Source organism: Streptomyces sp. NPDC096193, assembly GCF_040302905.1.
GTDB lineage: Bacteria > Actinomycetota > Actinomycetes > Streptomycetales > Streptomycetaceae > Streptomyces.
This window is the reverse complement of record NZ_JBEOSJ010000018.1, coordinates 22,383-40,888: the sequence shown is the minus strand read 5'-3', so window position 1 is coordinate 40,888 and position 18,506 is coordinate 22,383. Positions and strand designations below refer to the sequence as shown.

At 71.8% G+C, this 18,506-nt stretch carries 13 protein-coding genes and 2 pseudogenes; 9 read left to right on the top strand and 6 right to left on the bottom strand.

What is annotated here, in order from left to right; genetic code table 11:
- Positions 1-11 precede the first annotated feature (11 nt).
- Positions 12-524, top strand: coding sequence for a MarR family winged helix-turn-helix transcriptional regulator (locus ABTX78_RS24485; protein ID WP_352208928.1), 513 nt, complete (start codon positions 12-14; stop codon positions 522-524).
- Between the two features lie 58 nt (positions 525-582).
- Entirely contained in the window at positions 583-1,572 is a 990-nt protein-coding gene (locus ABTX78_RS24480; RefSeq protein WP_352208927.1) for an aldo/keto reductase, read from the top strand.
- Between the two features lie 314 nt (positions 1,573-1,886).
- Here the strand turns inward: ABTX78_RS24480 and thpR are convergent.
- From thpR to ABTX78_RS24465, 3 genes and pseudogenes are all read right to left on the bottom strand, one after another.
- Positions 1,887-2,444, bottom strand: a pseudogene (gene thpR / locus ABTX78_RS24475) (RNA 2',3'-cyclic phosphodiesterase); the annotation flags it as partial.
- 132 nt (positions 2,445-2,576) lie between these two features.
- A complete protein-coding gene (locus ABTX78_RS24470; protein ID WP_352208926.1) occupies positions 2,577-3,893 on the bottom strand; it encodes an MFS transporter in 1,317 nt (438 codons plus the stop codon).
- A 27-nt stretch (positions 3,894-3,920) separates the two neighbouring features.
- Positions 3,921-4,361: a MarR family winged helix-turn-helix transcriptional regulator gene (locus tag ABTX78_RS24465; RefSeq protein ID WP_352208925.1), complete on the bottom strand. Its 441-nt coding sequence runs from the start codon at positions 4,359-4,361 to the stop codon at positions 3,921-3,923.
- A gap of 196 nt (positions 4,362-4,557) precedes the next feature.
- Between ABTX78_RS24465 and ABTX78_RS24460 the strand changes: the two genes are divergently transcribed.
- Complete coding sequence (locus tag ABTX78_RS24460; RefSeq protein WP_313945660.1) at positions 4,558-4,740, top strand: ribbon-helix-helix protein, CopG family; 183 nt, start codon at positions 4,558-4,560, stop codon at positions 4,738-4,740.
- 54 nt (positions 4,741-4,794) lie between these two features.
- Here ABTX78_RS24460 and ABTX78_RS24455 read toward each other — a convergent pair whose 3' ends face one another.
- The gene (locus tag ABTX78_RS24455) at positions 4,795-6,231 is read right to left on the bottom strand and encodes an NCS2 family permease (protein WP_352208924.1); all 1,437 of its coding nucleotides are present in this window, start codon (positions 6,229-6,231) and stop codon (positions 4,795-4,797) included.
- A gap of 177 nt (positions 6,232-6,408) precedes the next feature.
- Between ABTX78_RS24455 and ABTX78_RS24450 the strand changes: the two are divergent.
- From ABTX78_RS24450 to ABTX78_RS24435, 4 genes and pseudogenes are all read left to right on the top strand, one after another.
- A pseudogene (locus tag ABTX78_RS24450) lies at positions 6,409-6,681 on the top strand (DUF2530 domain-containing protein); the annotation flags it as partial.
- Between the two features lie 184 nt (positions 6,682-6,865).
- The gene (locus ABTX78_RS24445) at positions 6,866-9,331 is read left to right on the top strand and encodes an HAD-IC family P-type ATPase (RefSeq protein ID WP_352208922.1); all 2,466 of its coding nucleotides are present in this window, start codon (positions 6,866-6,868) and stop codon (positions 9,329-9,331) included.
- 100 nt (positions 9,332-9,431) lie between these two features.
- On the top strand, positions 9,432-10,880 hold the full coding sequence (locus tag ABTX78_RS24440; protein ID WP_352208921.1) for an MFS transporter: 1,449 nt from the start codon (positions 9,432-9,434) through the stop codon (positions 10,878-10,880).
- Positions 10,881-10,928: 48 nt separating this feature from the next.
- Positions 10,929-11,522 carry a hypothetical protein gene (locus tag ABTX78_RS24435; protein ID WP_352208920.1) on the top strand — a complete coding sequence of 198 codons (594 nt, stop codon included), beginning with the start codon at positions 10,929-10,931 and terminating at the stop codon, positions 11,520-11,522.
- 202 nt (positions 11,523-11,724) lie between these two features.
- Here ABTX78_RS24435 and ABTX78_RS24430 read toward each other — a convergent pair whose 3' ends face one another.
- Together ABTX78_RS24430 and ABTX78_RS24425 are read right to left on the bottom strand one after the other, a co-directional pair.
- Positions 11,725-14,874, bottom strand: coding sequence for a sacsin N-terminal ATP-binding-like domain-containing protein (locus ABTX78_RS24430; protein WP_352208919.1), 3,150 nt, complete (start codon positions 14,872-14,874; stop codon positions 11,725-11,727).
- A 469-nt stretch (positions 14,875-15,343) separates the two neighbouring features.
- Positions 15,344-16,276: a DUF3027 domain-containing protein gene (locus tag ABTX78_RS24425; RefSeq protein WP_352208918.1), complete on the bottom strand. Its 933-nt coding sequence runs from the start codon at positions 16,274-16,276 to the stop codon at positions 15,344-15,346.
- Positions 16,277-16,578: 302 nt separating this feature from the next.
- Here ABTX78_RS24425 and ABTX78_RS24420 point away from each other — a divergent pair, with 302 nt between their 5' ends.
- Both ABTX78_RS24420 and ABTX78_RS24415 read left to right on the top strand, forming a co-directional pair.
- The gene (locus tag ABTX78_RS24420; protein ID WP_352208917.1) at positions 16,579-17,928 is read left to right on the top strand and encodes an MFS transporter; all 1,350 of its coding nucleotides are present in this window, start codon (positions 16,579-16,581) and stop codon (positions 17,926-17,928) included.
- A gap of 83 nt (positions 17,929-18,011) precedes the next feature.
- The gene (locus ABTX78_RS24415; RefSeq protein ID WP_352208916.1) at positions 18,012-18,491 is read left to right on the top strand and encodes a DUF2771 domain-containing protein; all 480 of its coding nucleotides are present in this window, start codon (positions 18,012-18,014) and stop codon (positions 18,489-18,491) included.
- Positions 18,492-18,506 lie beyond the last annotated feature (15 nt).

The following is an 18,506-nucleotide window of genomic DNA, read 5'->3' as shown; positions in this document are numbered from 1 at the left end:
ATATGGACAACATGGTTGACGAAAAAAAGGTAAACCAGGTTGTCGATGATGGCAAGGGGGTTCCCGGCAGGGGCTACGAGCTCCCGCTGCTGCTCTTCGCCGGATTCCGGTCCCTCATCGACCGGCTCCACCTTGAGCTGGCCCGTCAGGGGCACCCCGACGTCCGCCCGGCACACGGCTTCGCGATGCAGGCGATCGGCATCGACGGCGCGACCGCGAGCGAGGTCGGCCGACGCCTCGGCGTCTCCAAGCAGGCCGCCGGAAAGACCGTCGACCGGCTCGTGGCGCTGGGCTACGCGGTCCGCGCCGACGACCCGTCCGACGCCCGCCGCAAACTCGTCCGACTCACCCCGCACGGCCTGGACGCACTGTCACGCTCGGCCGCGATCTTCGACCGACTGCGCGCCGACTGGGCACGGAAGCTCGGTGCGGACCGGGTCACCGGCATCGAGTCGGCGCTGCGCTCCGTCGTCCCCGCCGACGCCTTCCGCCTCGACGCGGCGGGTTGGTTCAGCGGGGCTTGAGGGCGCCGCGAGGCCGGGCCTTGCTTCGAGCGCGCTCCAAGGAGTTGGCTTGTGGCCCATGGAGTACACGCAGCTCGGACGCACGGGACTCAAAGTCAGCCGACTCGTCCTCGGGACGATGAACTTCGGGCCTCTCACCGACGAGGCCGACAGCCACACGATCATGGACACCGCACTCGGCGCGGGCATCAACTTCTTCGACACGGCCAACGTCTACGGCTGGGGCGAGAACAAGGGCCACACCGAGGAGATCGTCGGCAGCTGGTTCGCCAAGGGCGGCGACCGCCGCGACAAGGTCGTCCTCGCCACCAAGGTCTACGGGAACATGGCCGCCGACGGCGAGGCCTGGCCCAACCACGACAAGCTCTCCGCGCTCAACATCCGTCGCGCCGTCGACGCCAGCCTCAAGCGACTGAAGACGGACTACATCGATCTCTACCAGTTCCACCACATCGACCGCAGCACCCCGGTCGAGGAGATCTGGCAGGCCATCGACACGCTCGTCCAGCAGGGCAAGATCCTGTACGTGGGGTCGTCCAACTTCCCGGGCTGGAAGATCGCCCAGGCCAACGAGGCGGCCACGCGCCGGAACTCGTTCGGTCTGGTCAGCGAGCAGTGCCTCTACAACCTCGCCGAACGCCGCGCCGAGATGGAGGTGATCCCGGCCGCGCAGGAGTACGGCCTGGGCGTCATCCCCTGGTCGCCGCTGCAGGGCGGGCTGCTCGGCGGGGTGCTCAAGAAGGAGGCCCAGGGCAAACGCCGCGCGACCGGCCGCGCGGCCGACGCCCTGGCCGACGCCGACTCCCGCGCACAGATCCAGGCGTACGAGGACCTGCTCGACAAGCACGGTCTGGAGCCGGGCGAGGCCGCGCTGGCCTGGCTGCTCTCCCGTCCGGGCGTCACGGGCCCGATCGTCGGACCGCGTACGGCGGACCAGCTGGAGTCCGCGCTGCGCGCCGTCGAGCTCCGGCTGAGCGACGAGCTGCTGACCGGTCTCGACGAGATCTTCCCGGGTCCGGGCCCCTCTCCGGAGGCCTTCGCCTGGTAGGACATCGGCAGTGACCGGCGGACGGCCGTGGGCCGGTGGCAGCGGACGGGTACCGGACGCCGCTACCGGCCGGCCACGGCCGCCACGGCGATGATCCCGAACATCAGCACAAGGACGCCGGCCATGATCTGGTTTCTGGTCTTGGTCTTCACGCAACGAGGTTAACGCGGCTGTTCGAGCGGCCCCGAACCCGGCTCCCCACCCGGGCCCCGTTCCGTGCCGGGAGCCGTCCCGGGGCCCGGCCCCGGATCGGTCGCCGGCCCGGGTTCCATGGCCGCCTCCGCACCCGGTTCCGGCCGGGCGGCCGCGTCTTTGCCGAGCGGCCAGGTGCCCACCGCCTCGTACCGCGGCTCCTCCCCCTTAACGCCGCTCACCGGCAGGTTGCTGCGGACGAGATGGAGTTCGGACACCTCCCAGGGGGTGCTGTCGAAGTCGGCCAGGGCCTCGACGTACGGGCTCAGCGACATGTCCACGCGGCTGCGGGCGACGGTGAGGTGGGCCGTGTAGCGGCGGTGTTCCTCCATGGCGATCCCGGACCTGCGGGCGGCCGCGTCCGCGCGTTCGGCGAGCAGGCGCATCTCCGCCAGTCCGCCGGAGGCTCCGGCCCACAGGGCGCGCCTGCCGAAGTGTCCGCCGCCGTGGATGCGCAGCGGGAAGGGCGCGGTACGGCGTGCCGCCCGGCCGAGTCGTTCGTACAGCTCGGGCAGAAGTTTCCCGTCGACCTCGCCCATGAAGGCGAGGGTGAAGTGCCAGCTCGCCCGGCCGGTCCAGCGCAGGCCGTCCGAGCCGGGCAGGGTTCTCAACCGGTCCACGGCGAGGCCGAGTTCGTCGACGGCCCGGCCGGGCGGCAGCACGGCGGCAAAGAGTCTCATCATCCGAGTCTGGCCCAGCCGGCCCGGTTCACACAGCCGTCGAGAGCCCTTCCCGGCCACGTCCCACGCGGCGGCGGAGCCTCGTCCCGCACCGTGGCCGGCCCCGGTCCCACGCCTCGGCCGGCCCCCGTCTCACGCGGCGGTCGCGAGCCTCTCCCGAGGCACGAACTCCACGTGCTTGTGGCCCGGCCTGAGGTCGACCTTCAGCCGCAGCCCGCCGGCGCGGGCGAGCATCACACCGATGCCGAGCGCCGCCAGCAGGGAGATGACACCGCCCGCCGCGAAGCCGATCCGCGGACCGTAGGTGTCGGTGATCCAGCCGAAGACGGGCGCGCCCAGCGGCGTACCGCCGACGAAGACCATCATGAAAAGGCTCATCACCCGCCCGCGCATCGCCGGTTCCGTCGCCATCTGGACGCTGGAGTTGGCGGTGACGTTGACGGTGAGGCCGGCCATCCCGATCGGCACCATCATCAGCGCGAAGATCCAGAATCCCGGTGCGAACGCGGCGACGGTCTCCAGCAGTCCGAACATCACCGCGGCTCCGACCAGGAACCGCAGCCGTGAGGTGCCGCGACGGGCCGCGAGCAGGGCGCCCGCCAGCGATCCGACCGCCATCAGCGTGTTCAGCAGGCCGTAGGTGCCCGCGCCCGAGTGGTAGACGTCGTCGACGAACGCCGACAGCCAGATCGGGAAGTTGAAGCCGAAGGTGCCGATGAACCCGACCAGGACGATCGGCCAGATCAGCTCGGGATGCGTCGAGACGTACCGCAGGCCCTCGCGCAACTGCCCCTTGCCCCGGGGCGCGCGCTCCACCTTGTGCAGCTCGCTGTTGCGCATCAGCAGCAGACCCGCGATGGGGGCGAGGAAGGACAGTCCGTTGAAGAGGAACGCGTAGCCGCTGCCGACGGCCGTGATGAGCACACCGGCGACGGCGGGGCCGACGAGCCGCGCGGACTGGAAGTTGGCGGAGTTGAGGCTGACCGCGTTGCCCAGCTGGTCGGGGCCCACCATCTCGGAGACGAAGGACTGACGCGCCGGGTTGTCGACGACGGTGACCATGCCGAGCAGGAAGGCCGTGAAGTAGACGTGCCAGACCTCGACGTGCCCGGTGAGGGTGAGGACGGCGAGCGCGACGCCCGTCGCGCCCATGGCCGACTGAGTGGTCAGCAGCAGACCGCGCTTGGGCAGCCGGTCGGCGAGCACTCCGCCGTACAGGCCGAACAGCAGCATCGGCAGGAACTGCAGCGCGATGGTGATGCCGACGGCGGACGCGGAGCCGGTGAGCGTCAGGACCAGCCAGTCCTGCGCGATGCGCTGCATCCAGGTGCCGGTGTTGGACACCACCTGGCCGATGGCGAAGAGCCGGTAGTTACGGATCTTCAGTGAGCTGAACATGGTGGTAGGAGAGGGTGCGGGTGCGGAGTCTGCTCCGGGTCCCGTACTCAAAAGCGTCGCCTCCTCGGGCGTTGGGTGTCACGCCAGGTGCGCGAGCTTCTCCAGTACGGGAGCGGCCGCGCGCAGCTTGGCCCATTCCTCATCGTCGAGCCCCTCGGCGAGGGCGGCCAGCCAGGCGTTCCGCTTGCGGCGGCTCTCCTCGAGCATGGCCTCGGCCTGCTCCGTCTGGCTGACGACCTTCTGCCGGCGGTCGTCGGGGTGCGGTTCGAGCCGGACGAGCCCCTTGGCCTCCAGGAGCGCCACGATCCGGGTCATGGACGGTGGCTGTACGTACTCCTTGCGGGCCAGCTCGCCGGGAGTGGCCGAACCGCAGCGCGCCAAGGTGCCGAGCACCGACATCTCGGTGGGGCTCAGCGATTCGTCGACGCGCTGGTGCTTCAGGCGCCTGCCCAGCCGCATGACGGCCGAGCGCAGGGAGTTCACGGCGGCGGCATCGTCGCCGTGGGACAGGTCCGACATGTTCGTTAGCATAACTCATTACCCATGCTAAATACCAGCCGTCGGCGGGGATCCGGGCAGGGGCACGAAGACGGCCCGGCGGGCACACCCCGAGGGCGATCCGACAACGCCCGGGAAAGGGCCAGGTCACCCATATGAGTGAGACGCATCCGGAAAGTGACGCACCGGCCACGGCGCTGCGGCGACCCTGACGGGCATGGGATCGACTGTGCTCAGCCTGCGGATAGACGGTGAGCTGCTCGACCGGCTCAGGCACCACGCCGCCATACGCGGAATGAGCGTCCAGGACTATGTGGTCCGGACGCTCATTCGCGACGACTTCGACGAACGCTTCAAGGCGGCCGTCGACGAGACGGAGAAGTTCTACGGCCTGACGTGAGCCGTGGGCCTCACGCCGGGCCGTGGGCGTCACGTCGGGCCGTGGGAGGGGGGATCAGGTGAGGCCGAGTGCCGGCATCGCGTAGGAGAAGACGAACACCGCCGAGACGACATACATCGCGACGGGCACCTCGCGGCCACGCCCCGCTGCCAGCCGCAGCACGCTGAAGGCGATGAAGCCGATACCGATGCCGTTGGTGATCGAGTAGGTGAAGGGCATCATCACCATCGCCAGGAACGCCGGGACCGCGAGCGTGTAGTCGTTCCAGTCGATGTCCCGGATCGAACCGGCGAGGATCAGGAAGCCGACCGCCAGCAGCGCGGGCGTCGCCGCCTGCGAGGGGACCATGGTCGCGAGCGGCGTGAGGAACAGCGCCACCGAGAACAGCGCGCCGGTCACCACCGAGGCGAGCCCCGTCCTCGCGCCCTCGCCGACACCCGCCGTGGACTCCACGAAGCAGGTCGCCGCCGATGACGAGGTCGCGCCGCCCGAGGCGACCGCCAGACCGTCCACCAGCAGGACCCGGTTGATCCCGGGGAAGTTGCCGTCCTCGTCCATCAGCTTCGCCTCGTCGCCGACCCCGAGGATGGTGCCCATGGCGTCGAAGAAGCAGGACAGCAGCACGGTGAAGACGAACAGCGCACCGGTGAGATAGCCGACCTTCTCGAAGCCGCCGAACAGGCTCACCTCGCCGACCAGCCCGAAGTCGGGTGTCGCGACCGGGCTGCCCGGCCACTCGGGCGTGGTCAGGCCCCAGCTCGGGACGTCCGCCACCGCGTGGACGCCCATGGCGACGAGCGTCATCACGACGATGGAGATGAGGATCGCGCCTGGCACCTTGCGGATGATCAGCGCCAGCGTGAGCAGGGTGCCCACGGCGAAGACGAACACGGGCCAGCCGTTGAGGTGGCCGTCGAGGCCCAGCTGGAGCGGCACGGTGGTGTTGGCGACGTCCGGGATACGGGAGACGAAGCCCGAGTCGACGAGCCCGATCAGCATGATGAACAGGCCGATACCGATCGCGATGCCCTTGCGGAGGCTGCGCGGCACGGCGTTCATCACCCGCTCCCGCAGCCCGGTGGCGACCAGCAGCATCACGATGATGCCGGCGAGGACGACCATGCCCATCGCGTCCGGCCACGACATCCGGGGGGCGAGCTGGAGCGCGACGACGGTGTTCACCCCGAGACCGGCGGCCAGGGCGATCGGGACGTTGCCGATGACGCCCATCAGCAGCGTGGAGAAGGCCGCGGTCAGCACGGTGGCGGTGACCAGCTGGCCACTGTCGAGCTGATGCCCGTACATGTCCTTCGCGCTGCCGAGGATGATCGGGTTCAGCACGATGATGTAGGCCATCGCGAAGAAGGTGGCGAAGCCGCCACGGACCTCGCGGGCCACGGTGGAACCGCGCTGCGAGATGCTGAAGAAGCGGTCCAGGGGGCCGGACGGCGTCTGCGGGGGGTCGACCTTGGCGGGGGCCGAGCTGGTCATGCGGTCCTCATTGCGGTGACTGAACTTGGCGGTTCATACGAATAAAACCGGTCAGGGTCAAACCGTTTCAGTATGAACATATGAAGCCTTGAGCGCTATCTCCGCGCGTAGACAGCGTGTGAGCAGCGGAGGCGACCGGGCGGCAAGGGCGTACGGCCCGCCGCCTAGACTGGCCGCATGGCGAAGTGGACCCCGCGGCACGAGGCACCTGAGCCCCTTGAGGGGCCGATCGTCGGCACCGTCGTCGGCGGCACCGTCCTGTGGTTCGTCCTCTTCCTGGGGCAGATCCCCTTCTACGACTGGTTCGACGAACGCGACCTGCTGTGGTGGGTGTGGACCTGCCTGGCCGGCGCGGGCCTCGGCCTGATCGGCATCTGGTACGTACGGGGCCGCGACATCGCGATCAAGCGGGCGAAGGCGGTGGACGACGCGACGGCCTCGCCCGTGGCCGCCGGGGACACACCCGGGCCGAGCGAGCCGGGCGTGCGCGGGGACGAATCCGCCGTTCCCGGGAGCAAGCCGGAGTCCTCCTCGGACGAACCCGTAGTTCCCCGGGACGATTCCTCTCCTCCCCCGGTCTGATCCCCGACGACTCGGCGGGTGAACGGGACCGTCCGGTCGTACCGTCGAGACCATGACGCAGCGGGCGAGGATCGAGACCAACGGCCCCGAGCCGGACGACCCCCACATCGACGCGGGCGCCGAACTGGACCCCGTGCACCCGATGAAGCCGCCTAAGTCGCTGACCGCGACCCGCCCGCCTGCCACCGGGCTGACGGCGGCCGAGGTCGCCGAAGCCATCGCGCGGGGCGAGGTCAACGACGTCCCCGTCCGCTCCTCCCGGTCCACCGCCGACATCATCCGGGCCAACGTCTTCACCCGTTTCAACGCCATCATCGGCGTGCTGTGGGTGATCATGCTCTTCGTCGCGCCGATCCAGGACAGCCTCTTCGGCTTCGTGATCATCGCCAACACCGGCATCGGCATCATCCAGGAACTGCGTGCCAAGAAGACCCTCGACGGGCTCGCCGTCATCGGTGAGGCCAAACCGTCCGTACGGCGCGACGGCGCGTCCGCGGAGATCTCCACCTCCGAGATCGTCCTCGGCGATCTCGTCGAACTCGGGCCCGGCGACAAGGTCGTGGTCGACGGCGAGGTGGCCGAGGCGGAGAGCCTGGAGATCGACGAGTCGCTGCTGACGGGTGAGGCCGACCCGGTCCTCAAGCAGCCGGGCGACCAGGTCATGTCGGGCAGCTTCGTGGTGGCGGGCGGCGGCGCGTTCACGGCGACGAAGGTGGGACGCGAGGCGTACGCGGCCCAGCTCGCCGAGGAGGCGTCCCGCTTCACGCTCGTCCACTCCGAGCTGCGCAGCGGCATCAGCACGATCCTCAAGTACGTGACGTGGATGATGATCCCGACCGCGACCGGGCTCATCATCAGCCAACTGGTGGTCAAGGACAACAACTTCAAGGACTCGGTCGCCCGGACCGTCGGCGGCATCGTGCCGATGATCCCCGAGGGGCTGGTGCTGCTCACCTCGGTCGCCTTCGCGATCGGCGTCATCCGGCTCGGCCGCAAGCAGTGCCTCGTCCAGGAGCTGCCCGCGATCGAAGGCCTTGCGCGGGTGGACGTCGTCTGTCTGGACAAGACCGGCACCCTGACCGAGGGCGGCATGGACGTCACCGAGCTGCGGCCGCTGGACGGCGCGGACGAGTCCTATGTGCACAAGGTGCTGGGCGCGATGGGCGAGTCCGACCCGCGGCCGAACGCCTCGCTCCAGGCGATCATCAACGCCTACCCGGACAGCGAGGACTGGCGGTGCACGCAGTCACTGCCGTTCTCGTCGGCGCGCAAGTACAGCGGGGCCGCGTTCAGCGAGGGCAACGGCAACAGCTCCACCTGGCTGCTGGGCGCGCCCGACGTCCTGCTGCCCGCAGGCGACGGGACACTCGCCGAGATCGAACAGCTCAACGAACAGGGTCTGCGGGTGCTGCTGCTCGCACGGGCGGCAGGCGAGCTGGACGCGCCGGCCGTCGCGGACGGGGCGACACCCACCGCGCTCGTGGTCCTCGAACAGCGGCTGCGGCCCGACGCGTCGGACACCCTGCGCTACTTCGCGGACCAGGACGTCGCCGCGAAGGTCATCTCCGGCGACAACGCGGTCTCCGTGGGCGCGGTGGCCGGAAAGCTGGGTCTGCCGGGCGCGGAGAACACGGTCGACGCCCGCCGGCTCCCCTCCGAGCGGACCGCGATGGCCGCCGAACTCGACTCCCACGCGGTCTTCGGCCGGGTGAGCCCGCAGCAGAAGCGGGACATGGTGGGCGCGCTCCAGTCCAACGGCCACACCGTCGCCATGACCGGTGACGGCGTCAACGACGTCCTCGCCCTCAAGGACGCGGACATCGGCGTCTCCATGGGCTCCGGCTCCGAGGCGACCAAGGCGGTCGCGCAGATCGTGCTGCTGAACAACAGCTTCGCGACCCTCCCGTCGGTGGTGGCGGAGGGAAGACGGGTGATCGGCAACATCACCCGCGTCGCCACGCTCTTCCTTACCAAGACCGTGTACTCGGTGCTGCTGGCGATCCTGGTGGTCTGCTGGCAGGTGGAGTACCCCTTCCTGCCCCGGCATCTGACACTGCTGTCGACGCTGACGATCGGTGTCCCCGCGTTCTTCCTGGCACTCGCGCCGAACAAGGAGCGCGCGAAGCCGCACTTCGTGCGCCGGGTGATGCGGTACGCGATCCCGTCGGGCACGATCGCGGCGGTCACGACCTTCTGCACGTACCTGCTGGCCCGCTCCCACTACGCCGGCCCAGGCTCCCTCGAGGCGGAGACGAGCGCGGCGACCCTCACGCTGTTCCTGGTCTCGATGTGGGTCCTCGCGATCATCGCCCGCCCGTACACGTGGTGGCGCATCGCCCTGGTGGCGACGATGGGCGGCTGCTTCCTGATCGTGCTGGTGGTGCCCTGGCTCCAGCACTTCTTCGCGCTGAAGCTGGTCGGCATGACGATGCCGTGGGCCGCGGCGGCGATCGCGGCGGTGGGGGCGGTGCTGCTGGAGCTGGCCTGGCGGTTCGTGGGGAGGAAGTATCCGGCGTAGGCGCGCGGGAGCGGGGCGGGAGTCGGGCTGCGGGTCCGCGGGGGTGGCCCGAGAATGGGCGGCGAGGGACACGGTCAGGCCCGCCTGAGAGGACGTGCCCATGCGCGCAGAGTCGTCGTCCGCGCAGAAGGGCGCCTTCGTCGCCTGCGCTGTCGCCCTGTTCTGCATCCAGGTCGACTTCTTCGCCCTGAACCTGGCCATCCCCGGGATATCGGCCGAGCTGGACGTCACCCCGTCGGCCGCCCAGTGGACCCTGTCCGCGTACATGCTCGCCGTCGGGTGCTTCTTCATCGTGGGCGGCAGGGTCGGAGACGTCTTCGGCCGCCGCGGCACCCTGCTCGCCGGCATCGCGCTGTTCGCGGCGGGTTCCGTGGCGTGTGCGCTCGCCCCCGGGCTGCCGCTGCTGGTGGCCGCCCGGATCGTCCAGGGCATCGGCGCCGGATTCGTCTTCCCGGTGTCCGTCGCGGTCGTCAGCAACGCCTTCCCCGGCGAGAACCAGGGGCGCGCGCTGGGCGCCGCGTTCGGTGTCGCCAACGTCGGCACCGCTCTCGGGCCGTTCGTGGGCGGCGGGTTCACCGAAGGCCCCGGATGGCGCTGGATCTTCTGGCTGCTCGCCCCGCTCAGCACGCTGGCACTGATCGTCGCGCTCCGCTCCGTCCCCGACTCCCGTGACCCCTCGGCGCCCCGCCAGCTCGATCTCACCGGCTGCTTCACGATCGTGTGCGCTCTGGCGGCGGTCACGCTGGCCGTGGAACGCGGCAGCGCGTGGGGCTGGGACAGCGTCCGTACCCTCGCCCTCTTCGGCGTGGCCGTGGTGGCGGGCGGACTCTTTCTCCTGCGCGAACGCCGGGCCCGGCACCCCCTGGTCGACCTGCGCCTGTTCCGCAACACCTCCTTCGACCTGGTGACGGGCATGGGTTCGGTCGCCAACATGGGCTACGGCGTCACCGTCTTCGTCGCCACGCTCTACCTCCAGGGCGTACGCGGTCTGTCCCCGCTGATGGCGGGCATCGTGTTCCTGGCCCCCGCACTGCTCGTGGCATGCGCCGGCCCCCTGGGCGCCCGGCTGGGGACACGTATGCGGCCCACCGCGGTGATGGCACTCGCCGGGCTGATCGCCGGCACGGGGATGATCGCGCTCAGCCAGGTGACGGCCTGGTGGCTCTACCTCCCCGTCTTCGCCTGGTGCGGGCTCGGTCTCGGACTGGGCTGGACCTTCGCCAGCGTCGCGACCCAGCAGGTCGTGCCGCCCGCGAGGGCGGGCGAGGCGTCGGGGGTGGTGCTGACGTTCCTGGTCACCCTGGGCGCGATCGCCCTCGCGGGCGCGGCGGCCACGATCACGGCGATGACCCCTGAGAGCCCCGCCGAGGACGCGTACGACACGATCCTGCGCTTCGGCGGTGCGGTGATCCTGCTGGCGTCGGTCGTCGTCATGGTGGTGCGCCACCGGCTCGTGGTCCGCGGCAAGGTGCCGCCACTGTCCATGCGCGCGCCGTGGCCGCCGCCGGCGGGCGCCGAGGCGGGAGGGGACAGGGCAGGACGCGGCTGAGTATCCGTACTCAGGACCGGCACCCGTGCCACAGCGCACAATCGCCGCATGAATCGCCTGACTCCCGTCGCCGCCGGTCTCCTCCTCGTGCTCGCCGTACCGGTGCTGGCGGGCTGCGGCACCGAGCAGGCCGCCGACCGGACTGCCGACCGAACCGCCGGCCGGGCCGCCGCGTCGGCGTCCGCCTCCTACGAAGCCACGCGGAAGGCCGCGAAGGCCGAGCACGACCGCCGCTTCGAGGACGTGGCGGCCGTCTGCTCCGACCGTGGGCCCGCCTCCCCCGAAGCCACCGCCTCACGGTCGCTGGACCCGGAGGCGCAGAAGTACGCCGAGAACCACGCGTTCAAGCGGAAGGCACCGCTGTCGGGCGACGCCGCCTGCCGTGGTGAGGCGCACGCCCAGCGCATCGCGCGCGGGCTGGAGGGTGTCCGGGACGAGCCCGCCCTGCGTGCCGCACTGGGACGGCTCGGCTACGGCAGCGCGGACCTGGAGGTGTACGAGACGGGCGGTCCGCTCGGCTTCACCTTCCCCGTGCCGGACACCGGCCCCTGCATCACCGGCCTCCTCCGCACGCCCCCCGAAGTGGCGTCGCACGGCTTCTACGTAGAAGGCGGCTGTAGGGAGCCCAAGGGCGGACACTGACCCCAGCCGCACCAAGCGGGGGGCATGTCTCGTACGCCCGGGGTGGGGGGCCGCCGCCTCACCGGTGGTCTTCGTGGACGCCCCCCAGGTCGCCGCACACGTGAAGGGGCCGCCCCTGACGGGCGCCCCCTTCCCGCATCTTCCGGCCGCCGTCTTCGGGCTGTCGGCTCCCGACTCCCGCCTCTCCCCGCCGGTCGCCGCGTCAGTCGAACCAGCGGTTCCGGGCCAGTTCGTCCGTACGCGACGGGTCCTCCAGCAGGGCCGCCACCTCGAAGCGGCGCGGCCACTGGGCCGCCGCCCACGCCAGGCCCGCCGCCACGCCCTCCACCGTGGACGCGTGGATCACCCCGTCCGGGGTGCGGCGCCACGCGAGTTCGGTGCCGCCCGCGATCAGTTCGTCGTGCTCGACGTACGTGGCCGGGGTGCCCGCGCCCAGCAGGACGTGCACCGACTGGGGGACCTCGTACTCCTCGCCCTCGGTCGTGACCTCCGCCGCCACCGTCTCGCTCAGGCGGCGTACCTGGAACAGCTCCGCCAGCTCCGCCGCCCGGGACGGAGCCACCGGCAGCAGCGGGATGCCGGCGGTGAGCGGAAGGAGGTCGGGGGCGTCGGCCACGACCGCGTCGGCCGCGTCGACCACCCGGACCTCGCCGTCGACCACCGCGCGGAGCTCGTCCGGCAGGGTCACCTGCTCGGGGTCGAGCTCCGCCAGCGCCGTGTAGAGCGCGTGCAGTTGGGCGGGCCGCACGGGTAGGCCGGGGTCCGCGAGGCGGCCGAGCAGCTCGGCCGCACCGCCCGGCTCGTCGAGCAGGGACGCCACCGAGGTCCGGACGCCCAGCGCCCGCAGCACCTGCGCGTCGTCGAAGCCGGTCGCGTCGACGGCCTCGTACAGCCCTTCGAGCAGCGGATCGCCGCCCGCGGCCCGCAGCCCGGCGGGGCGCCTGCCGTCCAGGACGGGATGGTCCCGCAGCCACCACGCGGTGTAGGGCCGCACGGTCTCCGTCGTGCCGTCCGGCAGCAGGACCCGTACGGCCTGGGTGATCGCGTCCCGCAGCGGCGGCTGCGCCAGCAGCGCCAGCGCCTGCGGCCAGCGGTCGTCGTCCACCAGGTCCAGATCGCGCACCGCGACGATCTCCGTGGCGACCGGGGGCACGGGTGTGTCCGGCAGCCGGTCGAGCACGTCCTCGCACCAGACGTCGACCGCGTCCAGCAGTCCCGCGTCGTCGGGTTCGGCGAAGTCCCCGTCGCGGGGCTCCAGTTCATCGGGGTCGAGGACGACGTCCGTGGCCCGTACGAGCGCGAAGTTCGCCAGCACCCCGCAGGCGGCGAGCGGCTGCTCGCCCCACCGTTCGGCCAGTTCCGCATCGCACAGCGCCAGCTCGTCGTCGCGCATCACGGACGCGAAGGGGCTGCCCGGCAGCACCAGTTCACCCGCCGGGGCGAGCTCCCCGTCCTCGTCGGGCAGTGCGAGCGCGCCCAGCCAGGGCTCGTCGCCGGGTTCGAGACCGGCGTCCCGTACGAGCGTGAGCACGGTCTGCACGACCTCGTCGGCGTCGAGCGCGTCCTCGTCCCACATCTCACCGGCGTCCATCGACCCGGCGACCGCGGCCCGTACCTGCGGCGTCGTGAGCACCGCGCGCGGCGTCGCCGGCAACGCCCCCAGCTTCTCCAGCAACGGGTGCGCCGCGTCGGGGTGGACGACCTTCAGGCCGAGCCGGGCCAGCTCCTGCGGGGTGTCGGCGAGCGGGAGCAGCGTCTGCCGCGGCCCGATCGTGGTCCGGGAGTCGGCCAGCGGGACGGGCAGGCCCGTCAGCCGGTCGGGGTCGACACCGGCGAGGCTGTCGTAGAGCCGGCGCCACCAGTCCGGTTCGCGCTCCAGCCCCGCGAGCCGGTCGATGGCCTCGGTCAGCGGGACCCGGGCGACGCCGAGCGTCCGCAGCTCCACACGGCGCTCCAGACCGGCCGGCAGCAGACTCGGCAGCACTTCGGAGAGCACCCGCACGGTCTCGGCTCCGGCACCCTCCAGGACCTCCGCCTCGATCGGTCGCAGCCCGGCCGGGGACTCGCCCACGGGCAGTCCGATGTCGTCCCGTCCGGCCCACTCCCCGGCGACGTCGCGCGGGGCAGCCGCCTCCAGGAACGCCGTGCGCGGCAGCAGCCGCAGGATCGCCGCCCGCAGCGCGCCGTCCAGCTCCCCCTTGCCGAGCGGGCCCGGCACCAGGTCGATCGTGCCGACCGTGACGGGCTGCCAGTCGCCGAGCAGCTCGGCATAGGCCTGTGCGGCGCGCTCCACGAGGAAGTCGGTGAGCGGCCCGGGTGCGGGATGGCGGCGGGTGGTGTCCAGCGGAAGCGTGGCGATCAGCAGCGCGGGGACGCCGAGGGGTTCGTCGGTCGGGGTCGGCGCGTGCACCACGGGCGCGGTACGCGGCCGGGCCGGCGCGCCCTCGTCGTCGACGGGCACGGCCCAGGTGATGGCCCACTGGGGCCGCAGCCGCTCCTCGACGGGCCGGTCCGCCAGCAGGGCCGGCGCGAGGGCACCGCCGTGGCTGACGACGCGCCAGCGCCGCTCGCCGTGCGCGCTGTCCTGGACGTGGACGTAGGGGCCCTGGACGCTTCGCCTCAACTCCCGTACGCCGTCCGGGGTTTCGATCACGATCTCGCTGAGCCCGGGGAGGGTGAGGAGCAGCGCGTCGTCGACCCCGGCGAGCAGCCGGTCCACGAGGTCGGCCGCCGCGCCGTCGCGCAGCGGCAGGACGACGACGGTGTCGTACCCCTCGGGGGCGGTGCCCTCGGCGGGCAGCGGCAGCCGCAGCAACGGTACGTGCCCGTCGCGGCGGCGCAGCTCGTCGCCGAGGCCGGGGCTCGCTTCGGCGGCCTCCTCGGCCAGGCCGCGCGCTTCGGCGAGGGACCAGCGGACGCCGCCGTGGCGGCCGATGACCGCGGGTTCGTCGCTCACGGCGAGCACGGCCGCGAAACCGACGCCGAACCGGCCGACGGCGCTCTCGCCGCTGTCTCGCTTGGCGGAGGCACGCAGGGTGCTCAGCGATTCGACGCCGGTGGCGTCCAGGGCTGCGCCGGTGTTGGCGGCGGCCAGGACGGGCGGTGCGTCCCCGGTGCCGGGGTGCAGGGTCAGTCGCAGGCGGCCGGCGGTCCCGGCGCGCGCGGCGGCGTCGGCGGCGTTCTGGGCGAGTTCGACGACGAGGCGGTCGCGGTAGCCGCCGAGGACGAGGTCCTCCTCGGCGTTCGCGTCCTCCCGGAAGCGGGCGGGGCTCGCACCCCACGCGTCGAGCACGCCGCGCCGCAGCCGCGCCGTCCCGAACGGGTCGGCCCACTCGGTCGTCCTGACGCTCACGCTGTGACTCCGCTCTTCCGCTGATGCCGCCGGTGCCCGTGCTGCCGCTACTGCCGGTGTTGCCCGGGCTCGTCCCGGCGGTGTTGCCTGTGCGGCCGAAGGTACCGCGTACCGGGCGCGGGACGTCCAGAGGGCGGTAGGACCTGTGTCCACCGATTTGTCCCCGAACGGGGGGACACGTCGGGGGCGGGCACGACGAAGCGCCGGGCGGGTGGATCACCACGGGTCCGATCCGCACGGCCGGTGCCGGGGAGTGTCCGCGATGTGGTGCGCCCGCGGGGAGGCTTCGCGGCGCGCTGTGCGTGCGATGCGATCGCAGGCGCCGTGCGTCCTCGCAGCGGAGCCACCGGGGTCACAGGCGCCCTCGCAGCGGAGCCACCGGGCGTCTCGGCACCGCGGCGTGCCTCCCCTGCCGCACGGCCACCGGGAGCCGGCAGGCTGCCGCGAACCGCACGGACGCCGCGGACGGCTACGAGTGGCCGAGGTCGTCCGAGTCCGCGTCCGGCTCCGAGGACACCGAGCCCCCGTCACGGGCGGGCCGCAGCGGGAACGCGTCCGCGCCCATCGAGTCGAGTACATGGGGTGCGGGCGTCGGCGTCTTCGGCATCACGGCGGCCTCGGAGTGGCCACCACAGCCGTACGCGAAGGACACGACGTGCCCCTCGGCGGGCGAGAACTCGTTCGCGCAGATGCCGAAGGCCTGCCCCAGCGAGCCGCCGATCGGCACGAGGAACCCGCACGAGACACAGGGAGCGGGGGCGGCCTGCGCCATCGGCGTGTTCGGCCCGAAGGAGTCCTCCCAGCGGGCGGCAGCGGAACGCAGGCCGTACCGGGACAGCACCCGCGCCCGGCGCAGACCCAGTTCCTCGGCGATCGAGGTGATCGCGCCCCGGCCGTTGCCCCCGGTGCCCGCGGGCCTGCGGTCGGTGAGCTCGGCGTCCTCCTCCTCGACGCGTTCGGCCAGGTCGTGCAGCGTCTCGGCGACGGCGGAGTTCGGCGGCGGCGCGTCCTCACCGGTCCAGCCGGGTTCGAGGCGCAGGTCCTCCGCCTCGGTGGGCAGCAGATCGCCCGGGCCCATGTCGCCGGGCCGCAGCCGCTCGCTCCAGGGCACCCACTCGGGGGCCAGCAGCGCGTCGGGTCCCGGCAACAGGACGGTCTCGTCGAGCGTCACGACCTTCGCGCGGGAGGCGCGGGCGACCGTGACGGCCCAGCGCCAGCCGCGGTAGCCGGGTTCCTTGCTCTCGAAGAAGTGCGTGACGACGCGGTCTCCCTCGGACACGAGGGACACATGCTCGCCGACCACTCCTGGTGCAGCGGCCTCCTCGGCCGCCTCCCGGGCAAGGTCTACCGCCTCGGCGCACAGACGGTCGGGGATTCGGCTTCGCGTCGTCGCAGCACTCACAGGTCTCGCTTCTCTCCTACGCCGTCTCACGGGTGCGCCGGCCGATTCGTGAGGGACGGGCCGCAGGCGGAGCGGACCAGAGGGCCGCATCGACGTCCGCGCCCAGACCAACCTGTCTCGGGCACACCTACCGTCATCCATTCTGCGGGATGCCGAAGAGGCGCGCGGCCGAGAACAACCGCCGGTGGCGCGCTACGCACGCTACCCCCTCCGCAGCCCGCCGCCCACCTGCCCGTCCCAACAAGGGTCCAACTACGCCGCATCTCGGTTCGTCATGGCGGGGCTTGGGGCACTATGACGTGGTGGCAACGGTGAGGTCATCGGAGCGGGCCCGGCCGGTCGGGAGGGCGGGCCGGGCGGTCGGACGCGCCCTTCACCTGCCGTTCACCGGCACCGCCCGCGGCATCCGGAAAGCGACACACGCGCACGGCGCGGGCGAGTCGGGTCTCGGAAAGCTGATCGAGCTGCACGCGGTCAACGGCGCGGGCGATGTCATGATCACCGTCGCCCTGGCGTCGACGGTCTTCTTCTCCGTGCCGACGGACGAGGCGCGCGGCCGGGTGGCGCTGTATCTGGCCATCACCATGGCGCCCTTCACCCTGCTGGCTCCCGTCATCGGCCCGCTGCTGGACCGCATCCCGCACGGCCGCAGGGCGGCGATGGCGGGCGCGATGCTGACCCGCGCGGTGCTGGCGATCACGATGTCGGGTGCGGTGGCGACAGGCGGCCTCGAGCTCTATCCGGCGGCGCTCGGGGTGCTGGTCGCCTCCAAGGCGTACGGCGTCGTGCGCAGCGCTGTCGTGCCACGGCTGCTGCCACCCAAGTTCTCCCTGGTCAAGGCGAACTCCCGGGTCACGCTGGCCGGACTGCTGGCGACCGGGATCGCGGCGCCGATCGGGGCGGGGCTGCAACACGTCGGGCCCCAATGGCCGCTGTACGGGGCGTGCGCGCTGTTCCTGCTCGGCGCGTACTGGGCCTTTACCATGCCGCCGAAGGTGGACTCGGCGAAGGGCGAGGCCAAGGCGCACATGCTCCTGCACGGGGAGAAGAAGCCGAGCCTGCGCACGGTCGGCCCCTCGGTGCTGCACGGTCTCCAGGCGAACGCGGCGTTCCGCGCCCTGTCCGGCTTCCTGATCTTCTTCCTCGCCTTCCTGCTGCGCGAGCATCCGCTGGGCGGACAGAGCGCGGCCGTCTCGCTCGGGATCGTCGGCGTCGCCGCGGGTGTCGGCAACGCCCTCGGCACGACGGTCGGCGCGTGGCTGAAGTCTCGCGGCCCCGAGGTGATCATCGCGACGGTCCTCGCGCTGGTGCTGGCGGTCGCGATCACGGCGGCGGTGTTCTTCGGTGCGGGCATGGTGGCGGTGCTGGGCGCGTCGGCGGGTCTGTGCCAGGCGCTGGCGAAGCTGTCCCTGGACGCGCTGATCCAGCGCGATGTGCCCGAGCAGGTCCGTACGTCGGCGTTCGCCCGCTCGGAGACGCTGCTCCAGATGGCGTGGGTGGTGGGCGGAGCGATCGGTATCGCCCTGCCGCTGAACGGCACACTGGGCATGTCGGTGGCGGCGGGCCTCGTGGCGGTGGGCGCGCTGCTGTCGGTACGGGGCCTGCTCTCGGCGGCCCACCAGGGCGCCCACCCGCGCCCGAAGGTCGCCTGACGCTCCGGGCAGGTACCCCGGCAATTCCGGCGACACGCCACCCCCGCGCCGACCCGCGCCCTGGGCCCGATAGCCTTTCGGCCATGACCGCTGCGTTCTTCTCCGGCAAGCGCCGCCGTGCTGCTGCCGCCGTCGGTGCCGTCTCCGCCGGGCTCCTCGTACTCTCCGCCTGCGACAAGCCGACGCCGCTCGCGACCGTCACCGTCGGGACGAACTCGGTCAGCACCGAGGCGGCCTGCTACAACGACGGCGAGGCCATCAAGGAATCCCTGATCCAGGGCTGCCTGAACAAGAAGGACGGCAAGACCGTCAAGGTCGCCATGGACGACAAGGTCCGCTTCGGCGTCGACCCCGAGATCGCCGACCACGGCTGGACCCTGTTCATCGGGGGCCAGCAGGCCGAGCAGGAGCCGTACAAGAAGACGTACCGGACCATCCCCGGCAACGCGTTCTTCGCCTCGCAGACCGGCGAGACCACGAACAAGGCCCAGGTCAGCATCGTGGAGACGAACGGCAAGAAGCTCGTCGGGATCTGGCACTTCACACTCGAGAAGACCTCCTGACCCCAGGATTGAGGC

Bases quoted from the DNA above. Each gene is read 5' to 3' on its own strand.
- ABTX78_RS24485 (WP_352208928.1), top strand. From the start codon at position 12: ATGGTTGACGAAAAAAAGGTAAACCAGGTTGTCGATGATGGCAAGGGG.
- ABTX78_RS24435 (WP_352208920.1), top strand. From the start codon at position 10,929: ATGAATCGCCTGACTCCCGTCGCCGCCGGTCTCCTCCTCGTGCTCGCC.
- ABTX78_RS24415 (WP_352208916.1), top strand. From the start codon at position 18,012: ATGACCGCTGCGTTCTTCTCCGGCAAGCGCCGCCGTGCTGCTGCCGCC.
- ABTX78_RS24480 (WP_352208927.1), top strand. From the start codon at position 583: ATGGAGTACACGCAGCTCGGACGCACGGGACTCAAAGTCAGCCGACTC.
- ABTX78_RS24460 (WP_313945660.1), top strand. From the start codon at position 4,558: ATGGGATCGACTGTGCTCAGCCTGCGGATAGACGGTGAGCTGCTCGAC.
- ABTX78_RS24445 (WP_352208922.1), top strand. From the start codon at position 6,866: ATGACGCAGCGGGCGAGGATCGAGACCAACGGCCCCGAGCCGGACGAC.
- ABTX78_RS24440 (WP_352208921.1), top strand. From the start codon at position 9,432: ATGCGCGCAGAGTCGTCGTCCGCGCAGAAGGGCGCCTTCGTCGCCTGC.
- ABTX78_RS24455 (WP_352208924.1), bottom strand. From the start codon at position 6,231: ATGACCAGCTCGGCCCCCGCCAAGGTCGACCCCCCGCAGACGCCGTCC.
- ABTX78_RS24465 (WP_352208925.1), bottom strand. From the start codon at position 4,361: ATGTCGGACCTGTCCCACGGCGACGATGCCGCCGCCGTGAACTCCCTG.